The sequence below is a fragment of the Plantactinospora sp. A48 genome (genome assembly GCF_055793945.1).
In genome coordinates this window covers 1-20,390 of sequence record NZ_JBTIXF010000014.1, presented here as the reverse complement: position 1 = coordinate 20,390, position 20,390 = coordinate 1, and the positions used below count along the sequence as shown (strand labels likewise).

Below are 20,390 nucleotides of genomic sequence, written 5' to 3'. Positions count from 1 at the left end.
CGTGCTCCGGCGGCCCGCGTTGGTGGCCGGCCGGTCCATCACTCCGGCGGAGCCTGCCAGCGGTAGAACTCGGTGGCCACCGAGTCCTGCGGACCGTGCCAGCTTTCCGGGTCGTACGGGCCGATGTACGGACCGAGTTCCTGCATGATCCGGGTGAAGGCCGGCTCGGCGTGGCTGGACCGGGTGGCCTCGGCCGCCGCTGTTTTCTGCTCCAGCAGGTGTACGTAGACGTCGTCGATCGAGTACAGCCAGCGCCCGGTGACGCCGAGGGTGACCGGCAGCGCCCCGGCGTCGGATTCGGCGAAGATGCGCGCCACGTCGGCCTCGGCGCCCGGCTTGAACCGGCCGACGATCACGGTCAGCGTGGTGTCCAGGTCGGCACCGGCACCTGCCGCCGCGCCGGTACCCGAATCGTTCCCCGGGCCGGTACCCGAATCGTTCCCCGGGCCGGTACCCGAATTGTTCTCCGGGCCGGTACCCGAATTGTTCTCCGGGCCGGCAGTCGCGCTCGCGCCGGCCTCCGGAGGCCAGCGGTAGAACTCCTTCGCGACCGAGTCGGACGGGTTCTTCCAGTATTTCGGGTACGGCGTCACGTACGGACCGATGGCCTCGGCGATCTTCTGGAACGCCGGCAGCCCACGGGTCTGGCCGGAGATCCGGGGATCCTGCCTGCGCTCGATGACGTGGATGTAAAGGTCGTGGTGGGACAGCAGGCGCCGTCCTGTCACACCGAGATCCTGCGGTCGGGTGGTCCGGTCGTAGTGGTCGAAGACGTCACCGACCGTCTTGTCACTTCCCGGGACCATGTGGCACACGATCACGTTCCGGAAGACCATTGCTGCTCCTCAAGGCTCGAACGGGGGTCTCGGGCGGATTTCTCCGACGAAGAACCGGGGACCTTCACCCCGAGAACCGGGGATCTCTCACCCCGAGACCGGGGACCTTTCACACCGAGAACCGGGGACCTTTCACACCGAGAACCGGACCGGCAGCTCCAGCAGGCCCCGGAACGGCGACGCCGCCGGCAGCCGGCGCAACTGCTCGACCGGTACGCCGAGGCGCAGTTCCGGCAGTCGACGCAGCAGCTCGCCCAGCCCGATCCGTGCCTCCATCCGGGCCAGCGAGACCCCGAGGCAGTAGTGCAGGCCGTAGCCGAACCCGATGTGCGGGCCGCGTTCGCGGCACAGGTCCAACCGGTCCGGGTCGGCGAAGTACTCGGGATCGTGGTTCGCCGCGTTGATCGCCACTCCGACGATCGACCCGGCCGGGATGCGTACGTCCCCGTACTGGACGTCCTCGGTGGCGATCCGGGGGCTGGCCACCGGCAGCGGGCCGTCGAACCGGAGCAGTTCCTCGATCGCCGCGGGCAGCAGGTCCGGCTTGCCGCGCAGCACTTCGAGCTGGTCCGGGTGGGTCAGCAGGGCCACGACCGCGTTGCCGAGGAAGTCGGCGGTGGTCTGGTGCCCGGCGAACAGCAGTAGGAACGTGGTTGTCACCAGCTCCCGTTCGGACAGCGTGCCGTCCTGGTCGCACATCTCGATCAGCGCCGTGAGCATGTCGTCGCCCGGATCGTCGCGTTTGGCCCGGACGATGTCGGCCAGCAGGTGGTGCAACCGGAGCTGGGCCTCCTGCACGGCCGCCCGTTCCTGCTCGGGCCGGCGACCCGAGGACCCGGACGTCCTGATCACCTGGGTCCATTCCAGCAGCGGTTCCCGGTCTGTGTTCGATATCCCGAGCAGGTCGCAGATCACCGTCATCGGCAGCGGGATCGCGAAGTCCCGCATCAGGTCGGCGTGCCCGTGCGGGACGATCCGGTCGAGCAGGAGGTCCACGGTTGCCGCCACCCGGGGCTGTAGCGCCTCGATCCGGCGCGGCGCGAACGCCTGCGACACCAGCCGGCGCAGCCGGCTGTGCTCCGGCGGGTCGGAGTTGAGCATGTTCCTGTTCAACGCCGCCGAATTCGGGCCGAAGATCCGCAGGTAGTGCTCGCCCGGCCCGTACAGGTCCTTCGACAGCCGGGAGTCGGTCAACGCCGCGCGGGCGTCGTCGAACCGGGTGATCAGGTACGAGTCGAACCGCGGCGAGCTGACCGGACACACCGGCTGGGTTTCCCGCAGCCGGGCCAGCGCGGGATAGGGGTCGGCCGCGAACCCGTCGGTGTACAGCTCCGCGGCCGGCACCGGAGATGTGGGTACGGGAGAAACTGGTTCGGCGGACTCGCTCATCCTGCCTCCTCGGACTCGCTCGGCACGGTGTGCAGCACCTGATAGGTGTGCCGTTGCGCGGATTCACGCAGTTCACGGATCATGGTCAACAGCCGGTCCCGGTGTTCGCTGCGGCCGAAGGCGTCCAGCCTGGCCCGGTCCGCCCAGTCGCTGATGATCAGGTATTCGCGGGGGTCGTCGGCGTCGCGTACGAGGTCCTGACGCAGGCACCCGTCCAACTGGCGGATCTCCTCGGCGGCCGAGCGCCACGCCGCTTCGAACCGCCGCTCGCAACCCGCCCTGATCCGCATCGCCAGGACGGTGCGCACCGCACCCGTCCCGGGGGTCGGGTCCGTGGCGGCGACCGGGACGGCGGCCGGCGGTGTGGATGCCGGGCCGGCTGCCGGCGCCGTGGGCGCCGTGCTCATCGCGGGCCGCCGAACACCAGTTGCAGGTTCTTCCGGAGCGCGTCGGCGTCGATCGGCTGGCTGCGGAACCCGACGTGGCCGTCCGGGCGGATCAGGTAGACGGCCGAGCCAGCCACCCCGTACCCGGCCCGGAACTCCCCCGCGGCATCCCGCACCACCGGCGGGTCGAGCAGGGCGGGCACGTTCGCGTCCGGGCTCACCAGCAGGTACGTGTCGATCTCGCCGGCGGTGAGCCGACGGACCGTGGCAACCAGTTCCGGCACGGTTGCCAGCGCGTCGGTGGCCGAGCCGTCCGCGTAACACAACAGGGTGTGCCGGGGGCCGGCGGTCAGCTCGTGCAGCCGCAGCGGGTGTCCGACGCCGTGCCGGGACAGGTTACCGACGTCGGGCGCGCGGTCGCCGGGCCCGGGACCGGCCGCCAGGGCCTCCGGGGCGGCCAGCGACTCACCGACGAGCGGGCTTTCCGCGTACGTCAGCAGCATGCCCATCTCCTGGAGGAACTGCCGCTTGAGATCCTCACGGTCCAGCTCGTCGGTGAAGGCCATCCGCACGGCCCGTCCGACGATCTCGGCGCCCTCCGGGCGACGCTCGGCCTCGTAACTGTCCAGCAGACCGGGCCCGGCGACGCCCCGGACCGCCAGCGCGACCTTCCAGCCCAGGTTCCAGGCGTCCTGGATGCCGGTGTTCATGCCCTGACCGCCGGCGGGCGGGTGCAGGTGCGCCGCGTCACCGGCCACGAAGACCCGGCCCCGGCCGTACCGGTCGACGATGCCGTGGCTGATCCGGAAGACCGACGACCAGCGCAGGTTCGACGCCCGGGTGCCCGGCGGGGCGAGCCGGTCCAGCGCCACCTGAAGGTCGGCGAGCGTCGGCTCGGCGAGTTCCTCGCTGAATCCGGGTGGGGCGTCCTGACCGCCGGTCTGGGCGAAGAACCGGGGTGGCGCCAGGGTGGCGATCCGGTACCGGGACTCGCCGCGCAGCGGGACGCACACCAGCATCCCGTCCATCTCGCCGTCCGTCTCGTGCATGAACCGGAGCAGGTGGCCGGCCGGCATGTCCCAGTCCACGTCGACGTCGCAGAGCATGAACAGTTGCGGGAACTGACCGAGGCCGCCGGTGAAGGTGAGCCCGAGCAGCTCGCGGACCCTGCTGCGCGCGCCGTCGCACCCGATCAGATATTTGGCGCGTACGGTCTCCGTCCCGCCGGGGGTGCGCAGCGTGGCCAGCACACCGTCGTCGTCCTGGGTGAAGTCGCCCAGTTCGGTGCCGCGCTGGGGTCGTACGCCGAGCGTGCCGAGCCGTTCGGTGAGGATGCGCTCGGTCTCGTACTGCGGCAGGCCGAGATGCGCGTACGGCAGGTCGGGCAGGTCCCAGTCCACCCGGCCGACCTGGACTCCGTTGACGAACACCAGGTTGCCGGTGAGCCAGATCCCGGCGTCCATCGCGTCCCGCACGATGCCCTGCTCGGCCCAGATCTCCATGGTCCGGCAGTGGACGCCGATCGCCTTGTCGGCGTGGCCCGGTGGCACGGCCCGTTTCTCGATCAGCCGACAGGCGACACCGCGCCGTGCCAACTCGACGGCGGCGGTCAGCCCGGTGGGCCCGGCCCCGACGACGAGTACGTCCGTGGTCGTCTGCTGCACGTCTGTCTCCTTCTCCGTGCGGGGTTCCCAACCGGCTCCCGGGAGTGGTTTCCAGTCGGCTTCCGGGAGCGCTTCCCGGGCGGCCTCCCGATCGGCTTCCGGGAGTGCTTCCCTGGCGGCTTCCGGGAGTGCTTCCCGGGCGGTTCCGGGAAGCGGTTCCCGGCCCGCTGCGGGCAGTTCCACCGGGTGGAAGATGCGTCGCCGGAAGTCGAGCAGGAACGGTGCGATCGGGCCGGCCTCCCGCTGCGCGTGGTCCGGGTCGCCGATCCAGTCGAAGAACTCGGTCGCGCTGCGCCACTCCGCGAAGATGTGGAAGGTGTCCGTACCGGGCTCGTGCAGCAGTTCCTCGCGCCGGTAGCCCGGCACCCCGGCTACCCGCGCGGTGACCTGGGCGTACCCGGCCTCGAACTCGGCGAGCCGGGCGGCCGGCACGGTGACCTCGACGTCCACGAAGATCGTCGGGTCGGTGCTGGCCCGGTCGCTCATGACCCGGTGACCATCCGCCCCGCCGGGCCCGTTGGCCCCGCTCCCCGCCCCGCCTGGTCCGTGGGTTCCGTTCCCCACCTCGCCTGGTCCGTTGGCCCCACCCGTCCCGCCGGGTTGGTTGACTCCGGCGGGCTCGGCCGAGCCGAGCGACCAGGCCGCCGCCGAAGGTTCGCCCGAGCCGGCTTCGGTGGGCGATTCGGTCAGCGGGCGGATGGCCTCGGCGAAGCTGGCGGCGACGGGCCCGCGCTCGTACTCGCGCAACGCGGCCGCGTCGACCCACTCGGTGACCACGACGAACCAGCGCGGCTCGGTGGCGTCCCGCAGCAGGTCCCGCCGGAGGTTGCCAGACAGCCCGCGGAGCTCCCGGGCGGCGGTCCACCAGGCGGATTCCACGGCCGACTCGAGTCCCGGCAGAACACGTATCCGGGACATCGTCCTGATCACGGGATCGCCTCGCCAGCCGGTACGACAGAGGCGGAGTCGAGGGACCTCGGCGCGCGCGTCATGGCCGGCAGTCTGCTCGGAGCGACGTCACCCGAACGTCACGGAACACACAGACCTGTGAACCACCTGTGACACCGCCCCACCCCGGCCCGTTAAACGGATCTTGGACGGAAACCGTTCGCAGCGAACGGTTTCCGTCCAAGATCTGGCAGCGCCGGGTTCGGCTGGTGCGCATAGTGCGAGGGATGTTCTCAGTTCCGCCGGCCGACGACGCCGGAGCGCTCGACTGGTTGTTGTTCGAACAGTCCCAGGTGGCCACGACCGGGCAACTTCGCCGGTTCCTCGGCGAAGGCGCGATCCGGGGCCGGATCCGCTCCGGGCGGTGGCGCTCGGTCTGCCACGGGTTGGTCCTCGCCGGCAACGGTCGGCTCACCCGCGACCAGCAACTCTGGGTCGCGGTCCTGGCAACCGGCGGCGCCCAGCCCGTCATGGCGGGGACCCGGCCCGGCGGTGCCGAACCCGCCATGGTGGGGGCCCGGACCGGCGGCGCCGAGCCCGCAGCGGCGAGGGTCGGGTACGGCGCCGTCGACGACGGTCCGGGCGCGGTGCTGGCGGGGGCAACCGCCGCGGCCGAGGGTGGGGTACGCGGCCTGCGGCCGGATCCACTGCACGTGCTGATTCCGGCCAGTCGGCGGACCGGCCGTACGCTGCTACGCCGGCTGCCACCGGACATGCCCGCGGTGGTGGCGCACCGGAGCACCCTGCTGCCCAGGGAACACCTGCAGATCGGGCGGCCGGCGCGTACCACGATGGCGCGTGCCCTGGTCGACGCCGCCGGCTGGGCGCGCAGCGACCGGGACGCGCAGGCGGTGCTGGCCGCCGGCTGCCAGCAGCGCCGCGCGACACCCGCGGAGATCCGGGCCGTGCTCGACGTGTTACCGCGGGTGGCCCGTCGAGACCTGATCCGGCGAACCCTGGCCGACATCGCCGGTGGCGCCGAATCGCTGTCCGAGATCGACTTTGTTCGACTCTGCCGACGGTACCGACTGCCCCGCCCAGACCTTCAGGAACGCCGCACCGACGGGACGGGGCGGGTGCGCTGGCTGGACGCGTACTGGCGGAAGTGGCGCCTGCACGTGGAGGTCGACGGCGCGCACCACATGGAGGTACGGCAGTGGGCCGACGACATGCGCCGGCAGAACGAGGTCTGGATCAGCGGCGATCGGATCCTGCGCTTTCCGGCCTGGCTGGTCCGGTCGCGACCCGACGAGGTCGCCGGAACCGTCCGCGCGGCCCTGGTCGCCGCCGGCTGGCGTCCGTGAGTCGGACCGTCCGCGCGGCCTTGGTCGCCGGCGGCTGGCGTCCGTGAGTCGGGACCGTCCGCGCGGCCCTGGCCGTCGCCGGCTGGCGCCCGCGCACCCCGCGCACCCCGCGCCGCGCACCCCGCACCCCGCACCGCGCACCCCGCGCCGCGCGCCGCGCACCCCGCACCGCGCACCCCGCGCCGCACCGCGCCGCACCGCGCACCCCGCACCGCACCGCGCACCCCGCACCGCGTCGCGCACCACGCGCCGCGCACCACGCGCCGCGCACCACGCGCCGCGCACCACACGCCGCGCACCACACGCCGCGAAAACGAATCTTGGACGGAAACCGTTCGCAGCGAACGGTTTCCGTCCAAGATCTCAACTGGCCGCCTCTCGAGATGCGGCGGTGGCGGTCAGCGCGGTTGTTCGGAGGTCAGCAACCGATCCGGCTGCTGCCCATCGCGACGTCGTCGAACCAGAGGGTGTCGGAGCCCTCGCCGTAGCTCTCCCAACCGAACCGCAGATCGGTGAGCTGGGGCCGCCAGGTGCGGTTGTACCACTGCCCGTCGATGTCGTGCGTCGGCGTACCGTCCGCGGTCAGCCCGGTGATGGCGGTGCCGTCGAGCCAGGTGCGGAGCTGACCGGCCGAGCCGTCCACCATGAACTCCACGCAGGCCCACCGGTTGGTCGGCAGCGGCACGCTGAGTGCCACCCCGGACGGGCTCTGCTCGGGCAGCGTCGCGTCGTCGGAGGCGCGGTTCCACTGCATGGCGCCGTTCTGGCCGCCCATCCGCAGATCCTTGTTGCCGTCCGCGGCGTCGTTCATGGCCAGCATGGTGGTGTGCTGGGTGGGCAGGGCGGTGGTGTGCCGTACCCACAGACGGCCGTACCGGACGCTGCCCACGCCGCTGAGGTTGCGGGTGGACTTCACGAACACGTGGTTGCAGTAGCCGGCGGCACCGGTCACCTTGACCGACCGGCCGCCGCTGTGCGCGGTGCCGGCGTCGATCGTCGCCGTACCGGCTCCTGAGCAGTCCGGGTTGACCACTGTCCAGTCACCGGACGGCGTCGAGCCGGACTGGCTTTCGAAGCCGTCACAGAGGGTCGCACCCGCGCAGCCGGTCGGCGGGGCGGAGGTGGGCGGGGCGCTGGTCGGCGGCGTGCTGGTGGGTGGCGCGCTGGTGGGGGGTGCGCTGGTCGGTGGCGTGCTGGTGGGGGGTGCGCTGGTCGGCAGCGCGGTGGTCGGCATCATCGTGGTCGGGCCGCCGGTCGGTCCGGCACCGTTGCACGGTGTGCCGTTGAGGGTGAACCCGGTCGGCATGCCGCCCGACGAACTGAGGGTGCCCTGCACGCCGAACTCGGTGGTGCCACCGGCCGGGATACTGCCGTTGTAGGACACGTTGCGGGCGGTCACCACCTTGCCGGACTGGCTGACGGTGGCGTTCCAGCCGTTGACGACATGCTCGTCACCGCCGTACGTCCAGGTGACCGTCCAACTGGAGACGGCAGCGTCCCCCGGGGAGACCCTGATGTTGGCGGTGAAGCCGCCCTGCCACACGTTGGGTAGGTAGTCGACCCGGCAGCCGGCAGCCGCCGTGGCGGGGCCGGTGAGCAGGATCGTTCCGGTGCCTGTCACGGCGGCGGCCAGGGCGGCGGTGACCGCCAGGGCCGGGCGGAGACGGGGGTGGGAAATCCTCATGTAAGGGTCCTTCAGGCGTCGGGCTGGGGCGCGTGGCGCGGCAGGCGCGCCTGTTGCGCTGGAGAAACGGCGGGTACGCGTCGGCGCGTACCACCGAGGTGCCCGGCTCGGATGGACCTGTCAGCCGCTGGCGGCCCGGCTTGGCCGGACTCCGGCGGCGCCCATCCCCAATCTATTGACATTGCCCGATTTAATCAAGCGCCGACGCCCTCGGCGGCGGCCACCGGCTCGATCATCGGCCGGTGTTATTCGGTGGACCGCAGGCCCCCGTCCATGTAAGCGTCACTCCGGCGAGCCGCGGCTTGGGTTCCGCGGGGCCCGCCCACGACGGGATCAAGCTTGACCGCCCAGAGTGGGCGGGCCCCGCGGAACCGCCACAGAACAGCCGCACCACGAGACCGATCGAACGACGGGAGAACGGCGATGCGAGGACTCGAAACCTTCCCGCCCATCCGGACGCGAGCTTTCGAGGACCCGTCAGCCCATGGAGACCGTCAACATCGGCATTCTCGCCCACGTCGACGCTGGTAAGACCAGCCTGACCGAACGCCTGCTCTACGACACCGGCGTCATCGACCGGTTGGGCAGCGTCGACGAGGGCACCACCCGCACCGACACCGGCGACATCGAGCGGCGCCGGGGGATCACCATCCGCTCGGCGGTCGCTACGTTCCAGGTCGGCGACCGCCAGGTCAACCTGCTCGACACGCCGGGGCACAGCGATTTCGTGGCGGAGGTCGAGCGCGCACTCGGGGTGCTCGACGCCGCCGTACTGGTGCTGTCCGCGGTCGAGGGCGTGCAGCCGCACAGCCGCCGGCTGATGCGGGTACTCCGGTCACTGTGCCTGCCCACGCTCATCTTCGTGAACAAGATCGACCGGGCCGGCGCCCGTCCGGACGAACTGGTCGCGGACGTCCGCCGGCTGCTCACCCCGGCGGCGGTTCCGCTGGGCACGGTTCGCGCGCCCGGCACGGCCGAGGCCACCTACCACCCCCACAAGCCGCGGTACGACCAGAGCGGTGCCTCCGGCGCGGACAGCGCGTATCGGCCGCTGCCGACCTCGGGTGGCGAGACCCGGCTGCCGTCGACCTCGGGTGGCGAGACCCGGCTGCTGCCGACCTCGGGCGGCGTGACCCGGCCGCCGGTGGTCTCGGACGGGGTGCACCTGATCGCCGAGATCCTCGCCGAACACGACGACGAGTTGCTGGCGGCGCTGGTCGACGAGCTGCCCCTCGATCCGGACCGGGTGACGGAAGCGCTGCGCGCGCAGACCGCCGCCGGACAGGTCCAGCCGCTGCTGTTCGGCTCGGCGCTGTCCGGCGCTGGCATACCGGAACTGCTGGACGCCATCGCCCGGCTGCTGCCGGCTTCGCCACCCGCCGAGGACGGCCTGCGGGCCCGGGTTTTCGCGATCGAGCGGCATCACACGACGGGTGAGCGGGTGGCCTACCTGCGCTCGTACGGCGGGCAGCTACGTGAGCGGCAGCGGGTCACCGCGTACCGCCGGGAGCCGGACGGCCGGATCACCGCGACGCGCGCCCGGGTGACCCGGCTCGATCCGGCCGGCGCGGGCCAGCGGTCGGACGCTGGCCGGGTCCGCGAGCCGGACGCTGACGCGGGCCGAGGGTCGGATGCCGGCGCCGGCCGCGAGCCGATCGGGTTGACCGCCGGGCACATCGCCCGGGTGGCCGGCCTGACCGGGGTACGCCTCGGTGACCAGCTCGGCACGCCGGACGGGTTGGACGGGCGGTCGTACTTTCCGGCGCCGACCCTGGAGGCCGTGGTCCGACCCCGCGATCCGGGCCGGGTGTCGGCCCTGCACGCCGCGCTGTTGGAGCTGGCCGACGCCGACCCGTTCATCCGGACCCGGGTCGCCCCGGACGGCGGCACGAGCGTGCTGCTCTACGGCGATGTCCAGCGGGAGGTGCTGGCCGCCACGCTGGCGGAGTCGTACGGGATCGAGGCGGAGTTCGCCCCGGGCCGGCTGGTCCACCTCGAACGGCCGGTGGGCGTCGGGGCCGCGCTGGAGATCATCGGGCACGGCTTCTTCGGCACCGTCGGGTTCCGGGTCGAGCCCGGTACGGGGGTGGACTACCGGCTGGAGGTTGAACTGGGTTCGCTGCCGCTGTCGTTCCACAAGGCCATCGAGGCGAGCGTGCGGGCGGCCCTCGACCAGGGCCGTCACGGTTGGCCGGTCACCGACGTGACGGTGTCGCTCACCCACAGCGGCTACTGGTCGCCGATCACCACGGCCGGGCACTTCCGGGACCTGGCGCCGTACGTGCTGATGCAGGCGCTCGCCGAGGCCGGTACCCGGGTCTTCGAGCCGTGCCGGCGGTTCGAGGCGGAGGTTCCGGCCGACCGGCTCGGCACCCTCACGTCCCACCTGTCCCAGCTCGGTGCCCGGATCGACGGCACCGACGAGGTCGCCGCCGGCTGGCGGATCAGCGGAGTGCTGCCGGCCCGACTGGAGTCGGCGGCGCAGCGACGGCTGCCCGACCTGTCCGGTGGGGAGGGCCTGTGGTCTTCGGTGCCCGGCGGTGATCGACCGGTGAGCGGGGACCCGCCGCGCCGGCCGCGCTCCGATGGCAACCCGTTCGACCGGGTCGAGTACCTGCGGTTCCTCGCCCAGCGTCAGTAGACCGTGCGGTGCGGGCGCCGCCTTCATGCATTTTAGCGGAGTTCGTCCTATTACGGGACTTTCGTGCGGATAAGCTGCCGGTTCAGGTCTTGCGGGGTTCCTGCCCGATGGGCCTTGGCTGACAACTCCTACGCCCCGGACCTTGCTCGGGCGGAATCTTGATTGGTGGGAAGGCTGTGTCGGTGCTTGGTTTGGCTCGCGCTTGTCGCGTACGCCGTCGATCTGCTGCGATGGCGTTGGCGGGAGCCGTCGCCGCTACGACGACCTTCGTCGGCGTCCTCAGCCCGTCGGCGGCGTGGGCCCAGGCCCCGGTCCCGTTGGGGGTCGCCGAGACCTACGGGGTGCTGGCCGGCCAGGCGGTGACCGACGTACCACCTCCGGTCGGTCCTTCGGTCATCAACGGAGACCTGGGTGTCTGGCCGGGCACATCGGTCACCGGCGCTCCCGTGGTGAACGGTGCCACGCACGTCGGTGACACCGCGGCGATGCAGGCCCAGGCGGCCCTGACCACGGCGTACAACTTCGCCGCGGCGGAACCCTCGACGGCAACGGTGAGCGCCGACCTCGGCGGCCAGACCCTGGTCGCGGGGGTCTACACGTCGCCCGCCACCATGTCGCTGACCGGCACCCTCACGCTGGACGGACAGAACGATCCGAACTCGGTGTTCATCTTCCAGGCCGGGTCCGATCTGATCACCGCGGTTGACAGCCGGGTCAGCCTGACCCGGGGTGCTCAGGCGTGCAACGTGTTCTGGCAGGTCAGCAGCTCGGCGACGCTGAACACCCGGAGCGTCTTCGTCGGAACCATCCTGGCGCTGCAGTCGGCGACGCTGGGCGAGGGCGCCACCGTCACCGGGCGGGTGCTGGCCCGCAACGGCGCCGTCACCCTGATCCACGACACCATCACCCGACCGTTCTGTGCCGCGTCCGTCGCGCCGCCGACGATCTCGAAGGCTTTTGCCGATGCCACGATTCCGCTCGGCGGGACGACGTCCCTGAGCTTCACCCTGAGCAACCCGAACGTGGGTACGTCGCTCACGGGTGTTGGTTTCAGTGACTCGTTGCCGGCCGGCCTGGAGGTGGCCACCCCCAGCGGCGTGACCGGTTCGTGTGGTGGGGGGACGATCACGGCGACGGCCGGTGGTGGGAGCATCAGTCTGGCGGGGGCGACGTTGCCGGCTGGTGGCACTTGCACGTTCTCGGTCAACGTCACGGGTACGACCAGCGGGACGAAGGTCAACACGAGTGGTCCGGTGGACTCGACCGAGAGCGGTCCGGGTGCCACCGCCTCGGCAAGCGTGGCCGTCGGTGCGGCGGTTGTCGCGCCGCCGACGATCGCGAAGGCGTTTGGGGACGCGACGATTCCGGCGGGTGGGACGACGCCGCTGACCTTTACCCTGCGGAATCCCAACTCGGGTACGGCGTTGACGGGTGTCGGGTTCAGTGATTCGTTGCCGGCGGGGTTGGTGGTGGCCACGCCGAATGGTCTGACTGGTTCGTGTGGTGGTGGGACGATCACGGCGACGGCTGGTGGTGGGAGCATCAGTTTGGCGGGGGCGACGTTGCCGGCCAACGGCAGTTGTACGTTCTCGGTGGATGTCACGGGTACGACCAGTGGGACGAAGGTCAACACGAGTGGTCCGGTTGACTCGACCGAGAGCGGCCCGGGTGCCACGGCATCGGCAAGCGTCACGGTTGCGGTAGCCACCCCGCCGACGATCTCGAAGACATTCGGCGCCACTACCATCGGCGCCAACGGGACGACAGCACTGACCTTCAACCTCAGCAACCCCAACCCGAGCACGGCGTTGACGGGTGTCGGGTTCAGTGATTCGTTGCCGGCGGGGTTGGTGGTGGCCACGCCGAATGGTCTGACTGGTTCGTGTGGTGGTGGGACGATCACGGCGACGGCTGGTGGTGGGAGCATCAGTTTGGCGGGGGCGACGTTGCCGGCCAACGGCAGTTGTACGTTCTCGGTGGATGTGACCGGTACGACCAGTGGGACGAAGGTCAACACGACGAGCGCCATCACCTCGAACGAGAGCGGCCCGGGTACCCCCGCCGCGGCGAGCATCACGGTCCGGGTCGCCGCGCCGCCGACGATCACCAAAGCCTTCGAGGACGCCACGATTCCCGTCAACGGGACGACGTCGGTGACCTTCACCCTCACCAATCCCAACCCGAGCACGCCGCTGACCGGCGTGAGCTTCGTGGACAACCTCCCCGCGGGACTGCTGGTCGCCACTCCCAGTGGTGCGCAGACGAACTGCGCCGCCGGCACGGTCGTGGCGACCGCGGGTAGCGGCAGCATCAGCCTGTTCGGCGCGACCCTGCCGGCCAACGGAAGCTGCACGGTGTCAGTGAACGTCACCGGCACGACCACCGGAACGAAGGTGAACACGACGGCTGCCGTCACCTCGGTGCAGAGTGGCCCGGGTGCCGGTGCCTCGGCAACCGTCACGGTCCGCCCGGCGGTTGTCCGCGCGCCGACGATCGCGAAGGCGTTTGGGGACGCGACGATTCCGGCGGGTGGGACGACGCCGCTGACCTTCACCCTGCGGAATCCCAACTCGGGTACGCCGTTGACGGGTGTCGGGTTCAGTGATTCGTTGCCGGCGGGGTTGGTGGTGGCCACGCCGAATGGTCTGACTGGTTCGTGTGGTGGTGGGACGATCACGGCGACGGCTGGTGGTGGGACCATCAGTTTGACGGGGGCGACGTTGCCGGCCAACGGCAGTTGTACGTTCTCGGTGGATGTGACCGGTACGACCAGTGGGACGAAGGTCAACACGACCGGTCCGGTCGACTCGAACGAGAGCGGTCCGGGTGCCACGGCATCGGCGAGGATCAAGGTCTTCGCGGTGGTCGTCAAAGCGCCGAAGATCTCGAAGGCTTTCCAGTACCCCGTCATCTCCGTCAAGGGGACGACGCTGGTGACCTTCACCCTCACCAATCCCAACCCGAACACGGCGTTGACGGGTGTTGCCTTCAGCGATGCGTTGCCGGCCGGGCTGCTGGTCGCCACTCCCAGCGGCGCCCGGACCAACTGTGCCGCCGGCACGCTCGTGGCGACCGCGGGTAGCGGCAGCATCAGCCTGTCCGGTGCCACCCTGCCGGCCAACGGAAGCTGCGCGGTGTCAGTGAACGTCACCGGCAAGACCATCGGGAAGAAGGTGAACACGACGAGTGCCATCACCTCGAACGAGAGCGGCCCGGGTTCTCCTGCCTCGGCGAGCATCACGGTCCGCAAGCGCATTCTGCCCGTCACCGGAGGTGACTACTCGACCTATGCCGCCATCGCCCTGACCATGGTCGGCCTTGGCGCGATGCTCGTCGCGATGAGCCACCGGTCGGTCCGGCGTAGGCGCCACACCGCCTGATCTTCGAGGCGGTGAAGACCTCGGCGCTTGTGCGGGACAGCCTGTTGTCCCGCACAAGCGCCGAACTCACATTCGAGCAGCCCCCGCCCCCGGTCCGCCCAGCGGTTTCCGGCGGCCTGATCCGCCGCGTTCCTTTGCGGCCGCGGTCCCGCCGAGCCGGCCTACCGGGGCCAGCGGGAGCGGCGATAGCCGTACGTCTGGGCGGTCCGGCTGAAGCCGAGGGATTCGTACAACTTGCGGGCCGGTGCGTTCTCCGCGTTGTGGTTCACGGTCACCGTCCGCATGCCGGCGACGCGCATCCGGTGCATCGCCTCCAGCATCACCGCCCGAGCCAGCCCACGCCGCTGGAACTCCCGCGCCGTACCGATCGGCTCGAAGTGACCAACCCGGTTGTGCTCGTCGAGCCAGTAGACCGCGTACGAGGCGATCCGGCCGTCCGGCGCCACCGCGACGATCTCGCGCTCCGGAGCGTACCCAGGTCTGGTCATGACCGCGGACCGGTAGCGATCCCCGGTCCAGCCCTCCGCGAACGAATCGTTACGGGCGGCGGCCAGGGCGTCGGCGTCGGACAGCCGGGCCGACCGCAGCCGGAAACCCGCCGGCGGCGCCGGCTCGGCTGGCTCGGTCGCCAGGCCGCGCTCCCGGATGTGGTCCCAGACCCGGAACCGGGCGAAGCCCAGTTCGGTGAGCAGCCGGATCCGGGCCGCGTCCTGATCCCACACGTCGGTCAGGATGTGTCGCCCGTGCGCCCCCTCGGCGGTGATGTCCGCCGCGGCCGTCAGCATGGTCCGCTCGGCGTCCGTGCCCCGCAGCCCCGGCGCGACCAGTACGTCGAACGCCACGTTGAAGCGCAGGCAGATGGCCACCCCGAGAATCATGCCCGGCGGCGACTCCCAGAGCCGGACCAGCTCGCCCACCGGCCGCCGGCCGCGCAGGTTCTCGTAGATCCGGTGCGGAAGCTCGCCGATATGGTCGTAGCTGCACCGGCCCGCCTCGGCGATCCAGCCCGCCACCGTCTGCTGGAGCCGGGGCAGGTCACCATCACCGTAGGGGCGGACCGTCAGCTCGTTGGGGCGAACGGGCTGGCCATCGGGTGCCACGGCGGCGACGGTACCGGCGGCGATGACCCGCATCAATGGAATTCGAGGCTGCTTCGGGTTCGGTTCGTTGAGCGGTCCGTCCGGGTCGCCCAACGGTCCCACGCGCGCCGCCGGGTTGATGTTCGCCGCCGGGTCGGCGCTCCCGCGGCTTCGCGCGGGCCGGCGCTGACCGGTGCTCGCAGTTCGCGTGGGTGAGTGTGCAGAGTTGTTGTGGTTCTGGCGACAACAACTCTGCACACTCTCGTCATGGGGCCGCTTCCCCGAGTGACCGGCCGTCGGCGGGGGGCTCGGGGAGTCGTACGGCGGGCGCGGGGACGGGTGCACTGGGCGAGGCTGGCGTCGGCTGGGCCGGGTCGGGCGGTCGTACCGCAGGGTCAGAGCGGGTTGGGCGGAGCCGGCGGTCGGGCGGGTACCTCGGTCACGTGGGGGCCGGGTTGATCTTGCAGCCGGGCGCGTACCTCGCGTGCGACGGCGGCGATGTCGACCGGCCGGGTGGTGTCCACCGTGACGACCGGGCCAGGCCCGACCGGACCGTCATACTCGGCCAGGTCCTCCAGGGACAGCGTCTTCAGCACGTGCGTAGGGTGCGCGTGCGCGGCCCGCGCCGCGTACCGGCGGGCGCACTCGGCCGCCGGGCAGGCACAGTGGACCTCCACCAGCGGGCGCGCCAAGCCGGCGATCCGGGCCCGCTCCCGCGGGCTGTGCGGCCGGAAGTTGGCCTCCAGAACCACGTACGGGGAACGCGCCGCGAGCGCCCAGAGCAGTTCCATGGCGGCTCCGCCGAGTCGACGCGACCAGGGTAGGTCGCCCATCGGTGGGGCGAGCGCGTCGTGCAGCGTCTCCTTGATGTCATCCTTGGCCAGCAGCGCGAAGCCCAGGGCCGCCGCCAGCGGCCGGGCCAGGGTGGTCTTGCCGGCTCCGGGAGCGCCGGACACCAGGACCGTGGCCCGGTCCGGCCAGCCAGTCGCATGGATCATCGGGCCATCATGGCCGATCTGGATATCGGAGACCGGCGTTAACAAGGGGCCCTTCCTCTACAAAAAGCGATAAGAAGGTGCCCTTCCTTACAGCGCGACGGCGCGGTCGAGCAGCAGGGTGCGTTCCCGGCCGTTGCGGGTCAGCTCGGCGGCCCGCTCGAACTCGGTTCGCGCCTCCGCCGTCCGGCCGAGCTTGGCCAGCAGGTCACCCCGGACGCTCGGCAACAGGTGGTACGAGCGCAGCGCCGGATCACCGGTCAACTGGTCGACAAGTGCCAGCCCGGCCTCCGGCCCGTACGCCATGCCGAGCGCGACCGCCCGGTTCAGCTCGACCACCGGGGAGGGGGTCAACTGGGCCAGCAGGTCGTAGAGGGCGACCATCCGTACCCAGTCGGTCTGCTCGGCGGTCCGGGCCCGGGCATGGCAGGCCGCGATGGCCGCCTGCAACGTGTACGGCCCGGGCCCGCCGGACGACCCGGCCCGGTCGGTCAACTCGGCGGCCCGGTCGAGCGCGGCGAGCCCGCGCCGGATGTGCAACCGGTCCCACCGGGCGCGATCCTGGTCGAGCAGCCGGATGGGCGTGCCGTCCGGGGCGGTCCGGGCTCTCGCGCGCGACGCCTGGATCTCCATGAGCGACACCAGGCCGTGCACCTCCGGCTCGGCCGGGACCAGGGTCGCCAGGATCCGGCCCAGCCGCAACGCCTCCGCGCACAGCTCCGGCCGCATCCAGTCGTCGCCGGTGGTCGCCGAATAGCCCTCGTTGTAGATCAGATAGATGACCTCGAGGATCGACGACAGCCGGGCCATCCGCTCGGCGCCCTGCGGTACCTCGAACGGGACGCCGGCGTCGCTGAGTGCCCGCTTGGCCCGAACCAGCCGCTTCGCCACGGTCGGCTCGGGCAGCAGGAACGCCCGCGCGATCTCGTCGCTGGTCAGCCCACCCACCAGGCGCAGCGTCAACGCCACCCGGGCCTCGGTGGCCAGCACCGGATGGCAGGACACGAACATCAGCCGCAGCAGGTCGTCCTCGATGCGTTCCTCGGCGACCGCGTCCATGGCCGCCACCCCGCTGTCCGGCGCGGCGGCCAGATCCCGGCCGACCTCGGCGAGCTTGCGCGCGTACCGCTGGTGGCGCCGGATCGTGTCGATGGCCCGGCGCTTGCCGACGGACATCAACCAGGCACCCGGGTTGCGCGGCACGCCCTCGGCGGGCCACTGCTCCAGGGCGGCGACCAGCGCGTCCTGGGCCAGTTCCTCGGCCAGGCCGACGTCGCCGACCAGCCGGGCCAGGCCGGCGATCAACCGGGCGGCCTCGATCCGCCAGACCGCTTCGATCGCCTCCGCCGCCCGCCGTCTGTCGGCCCGCGTCACGGAGCTGGTGTCCGATCCCGTCACGCTGCCATTTCAGCACGCCTTCGGGGAAAGGAAGGGGCCCTTGTTATCGCTTTTTGTATAGGAAGGGCCCCCTCCTAACGTCTCGGCGGGGCGGCTCAGCGGCGGTCGGTCAGCTCCGGATACGCCTCCTCGACCTCCGACGCCGCCTGGCGCACCTCGACCACCGCCTCCTGGTCACCGGACACGGCGTACTCGACCGGACACCGGGAGGCCCACTCGATGGCCTCCTCCCGGGACTTCACGTCGATCAGGTAGTACCCGGCCACCAGCTCCTTGGCCTCGGCGAACGGCCCATCGACCACCTTCCGCTGACCGTTGGAGTAGATGACCCGGGCGCCCTGCGCGCTGGAGAAGAGCCCCTTGGCGTCCAGCAGCACACCCGCGTTCGCCAACTCGGCGCCGTACCGGTTCATCGCCGCGATCAGCTCGTCCGACGGCGGGGTGCCCGGAGTCGAGTCCCCCTTGAGCAGCAGCATGAAATGCATGATCGTCTCTCCTCGGTAGCGTCTGCGGTCCGGCCCGGACCAGCCGGGTGACCTCTCGGCGCCAGCTCCGCCGGTCGGTCCGGTCCGTTGGCTGGCTACCAGTACGTCGAACGGCCCGGGCGCCGGCAGGACACGTCGCGGAATTTTCGCAGCAGGAGTTGCCGTACCGGTGGCGCACACCGCCGTGGCCCAGGACGCGCCGCCGGTGAATCGTGGACCTCGCCGTGGGTCAGTTACGAAGAGCCGCCGTACCGGCCACCGAAGAAGACCTGCACCTCAACGATCCTGCCGTCCTCGACGGTGATCAGCTCGGTGTTACGGAACGTACCGCCCTCGTTCAGTTCGTACTCGTACGTCGCGTACACGTTGCGGTCGTCGGCCTCGGTCAGGTACAGCAGCCGCTGCGAGCGCACCCTGTTCGCGGTCGGGAAGCAGCGTTCGAAGAACGCGGCCCGGTCGATATGGTCGTCCTGCGGGCTGGTGAACCGCAGCTGCGGGCCGTACAGCGGCTGGGCCGCCCGCTGGTCCTGAGCCAGGTACGCCTCGAACGCCGCCCGTACGACCTCCGCGTTGCTCGTGCCCATGGATCCGCCTCTCGTAACCTGAAGTCCCGGCACCGGATACCCGGTGACTGGCCGGCAACGGGTCATCACCGGCGCCGGACAGCCACTCCGGCAGAGCCGGCCGGGACGTGTGGTGGTCTGGTGTCAACCGCCGGGACCGTGCTCGTCTCCACCACATCCCGGCTCCGGCCGCGTTCAGTCGAGCGGGCTGAGTCGCGGGTGGCGGCTGCGGCTGAAGGGCCGCCGGGACGCCGGGTGGGTGCCGTCGGCCGCGACCCGCAGCCGGACCTCGGCGCCGGGTCCGACCTCGACCTCGAACTCCGGGCCGTCCGCCCGACCGACCCGGGCCCGGACCCGGTGCCGGCCCGGGGTGACCACGAACCGCAGTTCCTGGCCCGGCCGGATCGCGCCCCGCTCGGCGCCGTCGATGATCAGATGGTACGTCCGCAGCCGGTCCCGCCAGCCGCCGAGCGGGCGGATCAGGACGACGGTGGCGGCGACTGTCATTCCAGCATGGTCACCCGAACGACCGAGGCCCGCAATTTGTGCGGTCGCCCGCGCCAGATGTCGACCGCCCGGGAGGGGCCAACCGTCAGCTCCGGGCAGGGCGGCCGGTCCGGAACGTCACCTGTCGACGACCACGACCTCGGTGCCGGGGACCAGCTCGGACAGCAGTTGCCGCTGCGCGGTGGGGGTGAGCCGGATGCAGCCGTTGCTCACGCTCTTGCCGAGCACCGAGTCGGTGTACCAGGCGTGGATGCCGGTGTGCGCCCCGCGCAGCCCGGTCGGCACGTTGTGCACCGCGTCCGGCATCGCGCCGAGCGCGAACACGTCGGTGTTCGCGTACACCTTCCCGTGCGCGGACGAGCGGCCGAGGATGAACGTCCGGCCGAGCGGCGTCGGCGTGGCCCGGACGCCGAGCGCCACCGGCCAGGACCGGACCTCCCGGTCGTCGCGCAGCCAGGTCAGCCGGTGCGAGCGGCGCTCCACCACCACCAGGTCGCGCAGCGGTACGGCCCGCCAGCCCGTCGGTGGCACCCAGCCGATCGTGCGGTTGACCGACGGAAGCAGTACGGCGGCCCAGCCGGCTCGGCGTTCGACGATGGGCATGTTCAGCGGTACCTGGGAGATGGTCGGCGCGAGGAACGCCTTCGGCCTGCCACCCGGGGCGTCATAGGCCGCGATTCGGGTCGTCGGGTGCAGGCCCTCGGTCAGCCGGTTGGTCGACTGCGGTTCGGGGTCGGCGGGGAATCCGTGCGGTGCCGGCCCGTAGTCGATGACCGGCAGGCCGGCGGGGGCCGGTGGGGCCGGGATCGATCGCTCGGTCGCGGGGGCCGCTGCTGACGCCGTCGGGATGGTACCGACCGGTCCGGCGGATGCCGCCGCCCAACGAGCCGGTTCGGGCCGCCTGCCGGTCAGCCCGATCACGGCCAGGCCGCCGAGCAGGGCCAGCACCGTGACGGCCACCACCAGCGCGAACATCCCCCACCGCGGCGCCACCCGCCCACCCGCCCCAGACCTCTCACCACCCACCCCCAAACCCTAACCCCCACCCCCACCCCACCCCTCCCGTTCGCGTTGAGCATGAAGTTAGCGGATCCCTGGACCGGTCAAGAAGTCCGCTAACTTCATGATCAA

15 protein-coding genes are annotated in these 20,390 nt (G+C 71.4%); 3 read left to right on the top strand and 12 right to left on the bottom strand.

Features of this window, described 5'->3' with window-relative positions; translation table 11 throughout:
• Positions 1–38: 38 nt before the first annotated feature.
• From ACXN5W_RS10335 to ACXN5W_RS10320, 4 genes are all read right to left on the bottom strand, one after another.
• Complete coding sequence (locus ACXN5W_RS10335) at positions 39–836, bottom strand: TcmI family type II polyketide cyclase (RefSeq protein ID WP_473157981.1); 798 nt, start codon at positions 834–836, stop codon at positions 39–41.
• 132 nt (positions 837–968) lie between these two features.
• Positions 969–2,225, bottom strand: coding sequence for a cytochrome P450 family protein (locus ACXN5W_RS10330; protein ID WP_473157980.1), 1,257 nt, complete (start codon positions 2,223–2,225; stop codon positions 969–971).
• Positions 2,222–2,515 (bottom strand): putative quinol monooxygenase, encoded by a 294-nt coding sequence (locus ACXN5W_RS10325; protein WP_473157979.1) that lies wholly within the window; start codon positions 2,513–2,515, stop codon positions 2,222–2,224. Before ACXN5W_RS10325 ends, ACXN5W_RS10330 begins: the two co-directional genes overlap by 4 nt.
• Positions 2,516–2,628: 113 nt before the next feature.
• On the bottom strand, positions 2,629–5,193 hold the full coding sequence (locus ACXN5W_RS10320; RefSeq protein ID WP_473157978.1) for an FAD-dependent oxidoreductase: 2,565 nt from the start codon (positions 5,191–5,193) through the stop codon (positions 2,629–2,631).
• A gap of 257 nt (positions 5,194–5,450) precedes the next feature.
• On the opposite strand from ACXN5W_RS10320, the gene ACXN5W_RS10315 reads away from it, so the two are divergent.
• Positions 5,451–6,527 carry an endonuclease domain-containing protein gene (locus ACXN5W_RS10315; RefSeq protein ID WP_473157977.1) on the top strand — a complete coding sequence of 359 codons (1,077 nt, stop codon included), beginning with the start codon at positions 5,451–5,453 and terminating at the stop codon, positions 6,525–6,527.
• Between the two features lie 418 nt (positions 6,528–6,945).
• Here ACXN5W_RS10315 and ACXN5W_RS10310 read toward each other — a convergent pair whose 3' ends face one another.
• Positions 6,946–8,211: a cellulose-binding domain-containing protein gene (locus tag ACXN5W_RS10310; RefSeq protein ID WP_473157976.1), complete on the bottom strand. Its 1,266-nt coding sequence runs from the start codon at positions 8,209–8,211 to the stop codon at positions 6,946–6,948.
• A gap of 484 nt (positions 8,212–8,695) precedes the next feature.
• On the opposite strand from ACXN5W_RS10310, the gene ACXN5W_RS10305 reads away from it, so the two are divergent.
• The gene (locus tag ACXN5W_RS10305) at positions 8,696–10,852 is read left to right on the top strand and encodes a GTP-binding protein (RefSeq protein WP_473157975.1); all 2,157 of its coding nucleotides are present in this window, start codon (positions 8,696–8,698) and stop codon (positions 10,850–10,852) included.
• Positions 10,853–11,082: 230 nt separating this feature from the next.
• Positions 11,083–14,232, top strand: a complete 3,150-nt coding sequence (locus ACXN5W_RS10300; protein ID WP_473157974.1) for a DUF7933 domain-containing protein — start codon at positions 11,083–11,085, stop codon at positions 14,230–14,232.
• A gap of 161 nt (positions 14,233–14,393) precedes the next feature.
• On the opposite strand, the gene ACXN5W_RS10295 is transcribed toward ACXN5W_RS10300, so the two are convergent.
• The 7 genes from ACXN5W_RS10295 to ACXN5W_RS10265 form a co-directional block, all read right to left on the bottom strand.
• Positions 14,394–15,365: a GNAT family N-acetyltransferase gene (locus tag ACXN5W_RS10295; RefSeq protein WP_473157973.1), complete on the bottom strand. Its 972-nt coding sequence runs from the start codon at positions 15,363–15,365 to the stop codon at positions 14,394–14,396.
• A 341-nt stretch (positions 15,366–15,706) separates the two neighbouring features.
• Positions 15,707–16,309, bottom strand: a complete 603-nt coding sequence (locus ACXN5W_RS10290) for a P-loop nucleotide/nucleoside kinase family protein (protein WP_473157972.1) — start codon at positions 16,307–16,309, stop codon at positions 15,707–15,709.
• An 87-nt stretch (positions 16,310–16,396) separates the two neighbouring features.
• The gene (locus tag ACXN5W_RS10285; RefSeq protein ID WP_473157971.1) at positions 16,397–17,704 is read right to left on the bottom strand and encodes an RNA polymerase sigma factor; all 1,308 of its coding nucleotides are present in this window, start codon (positions 17,702–17,704) and stop codon (positions 16,397–16,399) included.
• Positions 17,705–17,799: 95 nt separating this feature from the next.
• Positions 17,800–18,189 carry a YciI family protein gene (locus tag ACXN5W_RS10280; RefSeq protein ID WP_473157970.1) on the bottom strand — a complete coding sequence of 130 codons (390 nt, stop codon included), beginning with the start codon at positions 18,187–18,189 and terminating at the stop codon, positions 17,800–17,802.
• A 233-nt stretch (positions 18,190–18,422) separates the two neighbouring features.
• On the bottom strand, positions 18,423–18,773 hold the full coding sequence (locus ACXN5W_RS10275) for a nuclear transport factor 2 family protein (protein ID WP_473157969.1): 351 nt from the start codon (positions 18,771–18,773) through the stop codon (positions 18,423–18,425).
• Between the two features lie 174 nt (positions 18,774–18,947).
• A complete protein-coding gene (locus ACXN5W_RS10270) occupies positions 18,948–19,259 on the bottom strand; it encodes a hypothetical protein (RefSeq protein WP_473157968.1) in 312 nt (103 codons plus the stop codon).
• A 117-nt stretch (positions 19,260–19,376) separates the two neighbouring features.
• Complete coding sequence (locus ACXN5W_RS10265; RefSeq protein ID WP_473157967.1) at positions 19,377–20,252, bottom strand: L,D-transpeptidase; 876 nt, start codon at positions 20,250–20,252, stop codon at positions 19,377–19,379.
• Positions 20,253–20,390 lie beyond the last annotated feature (138 nt).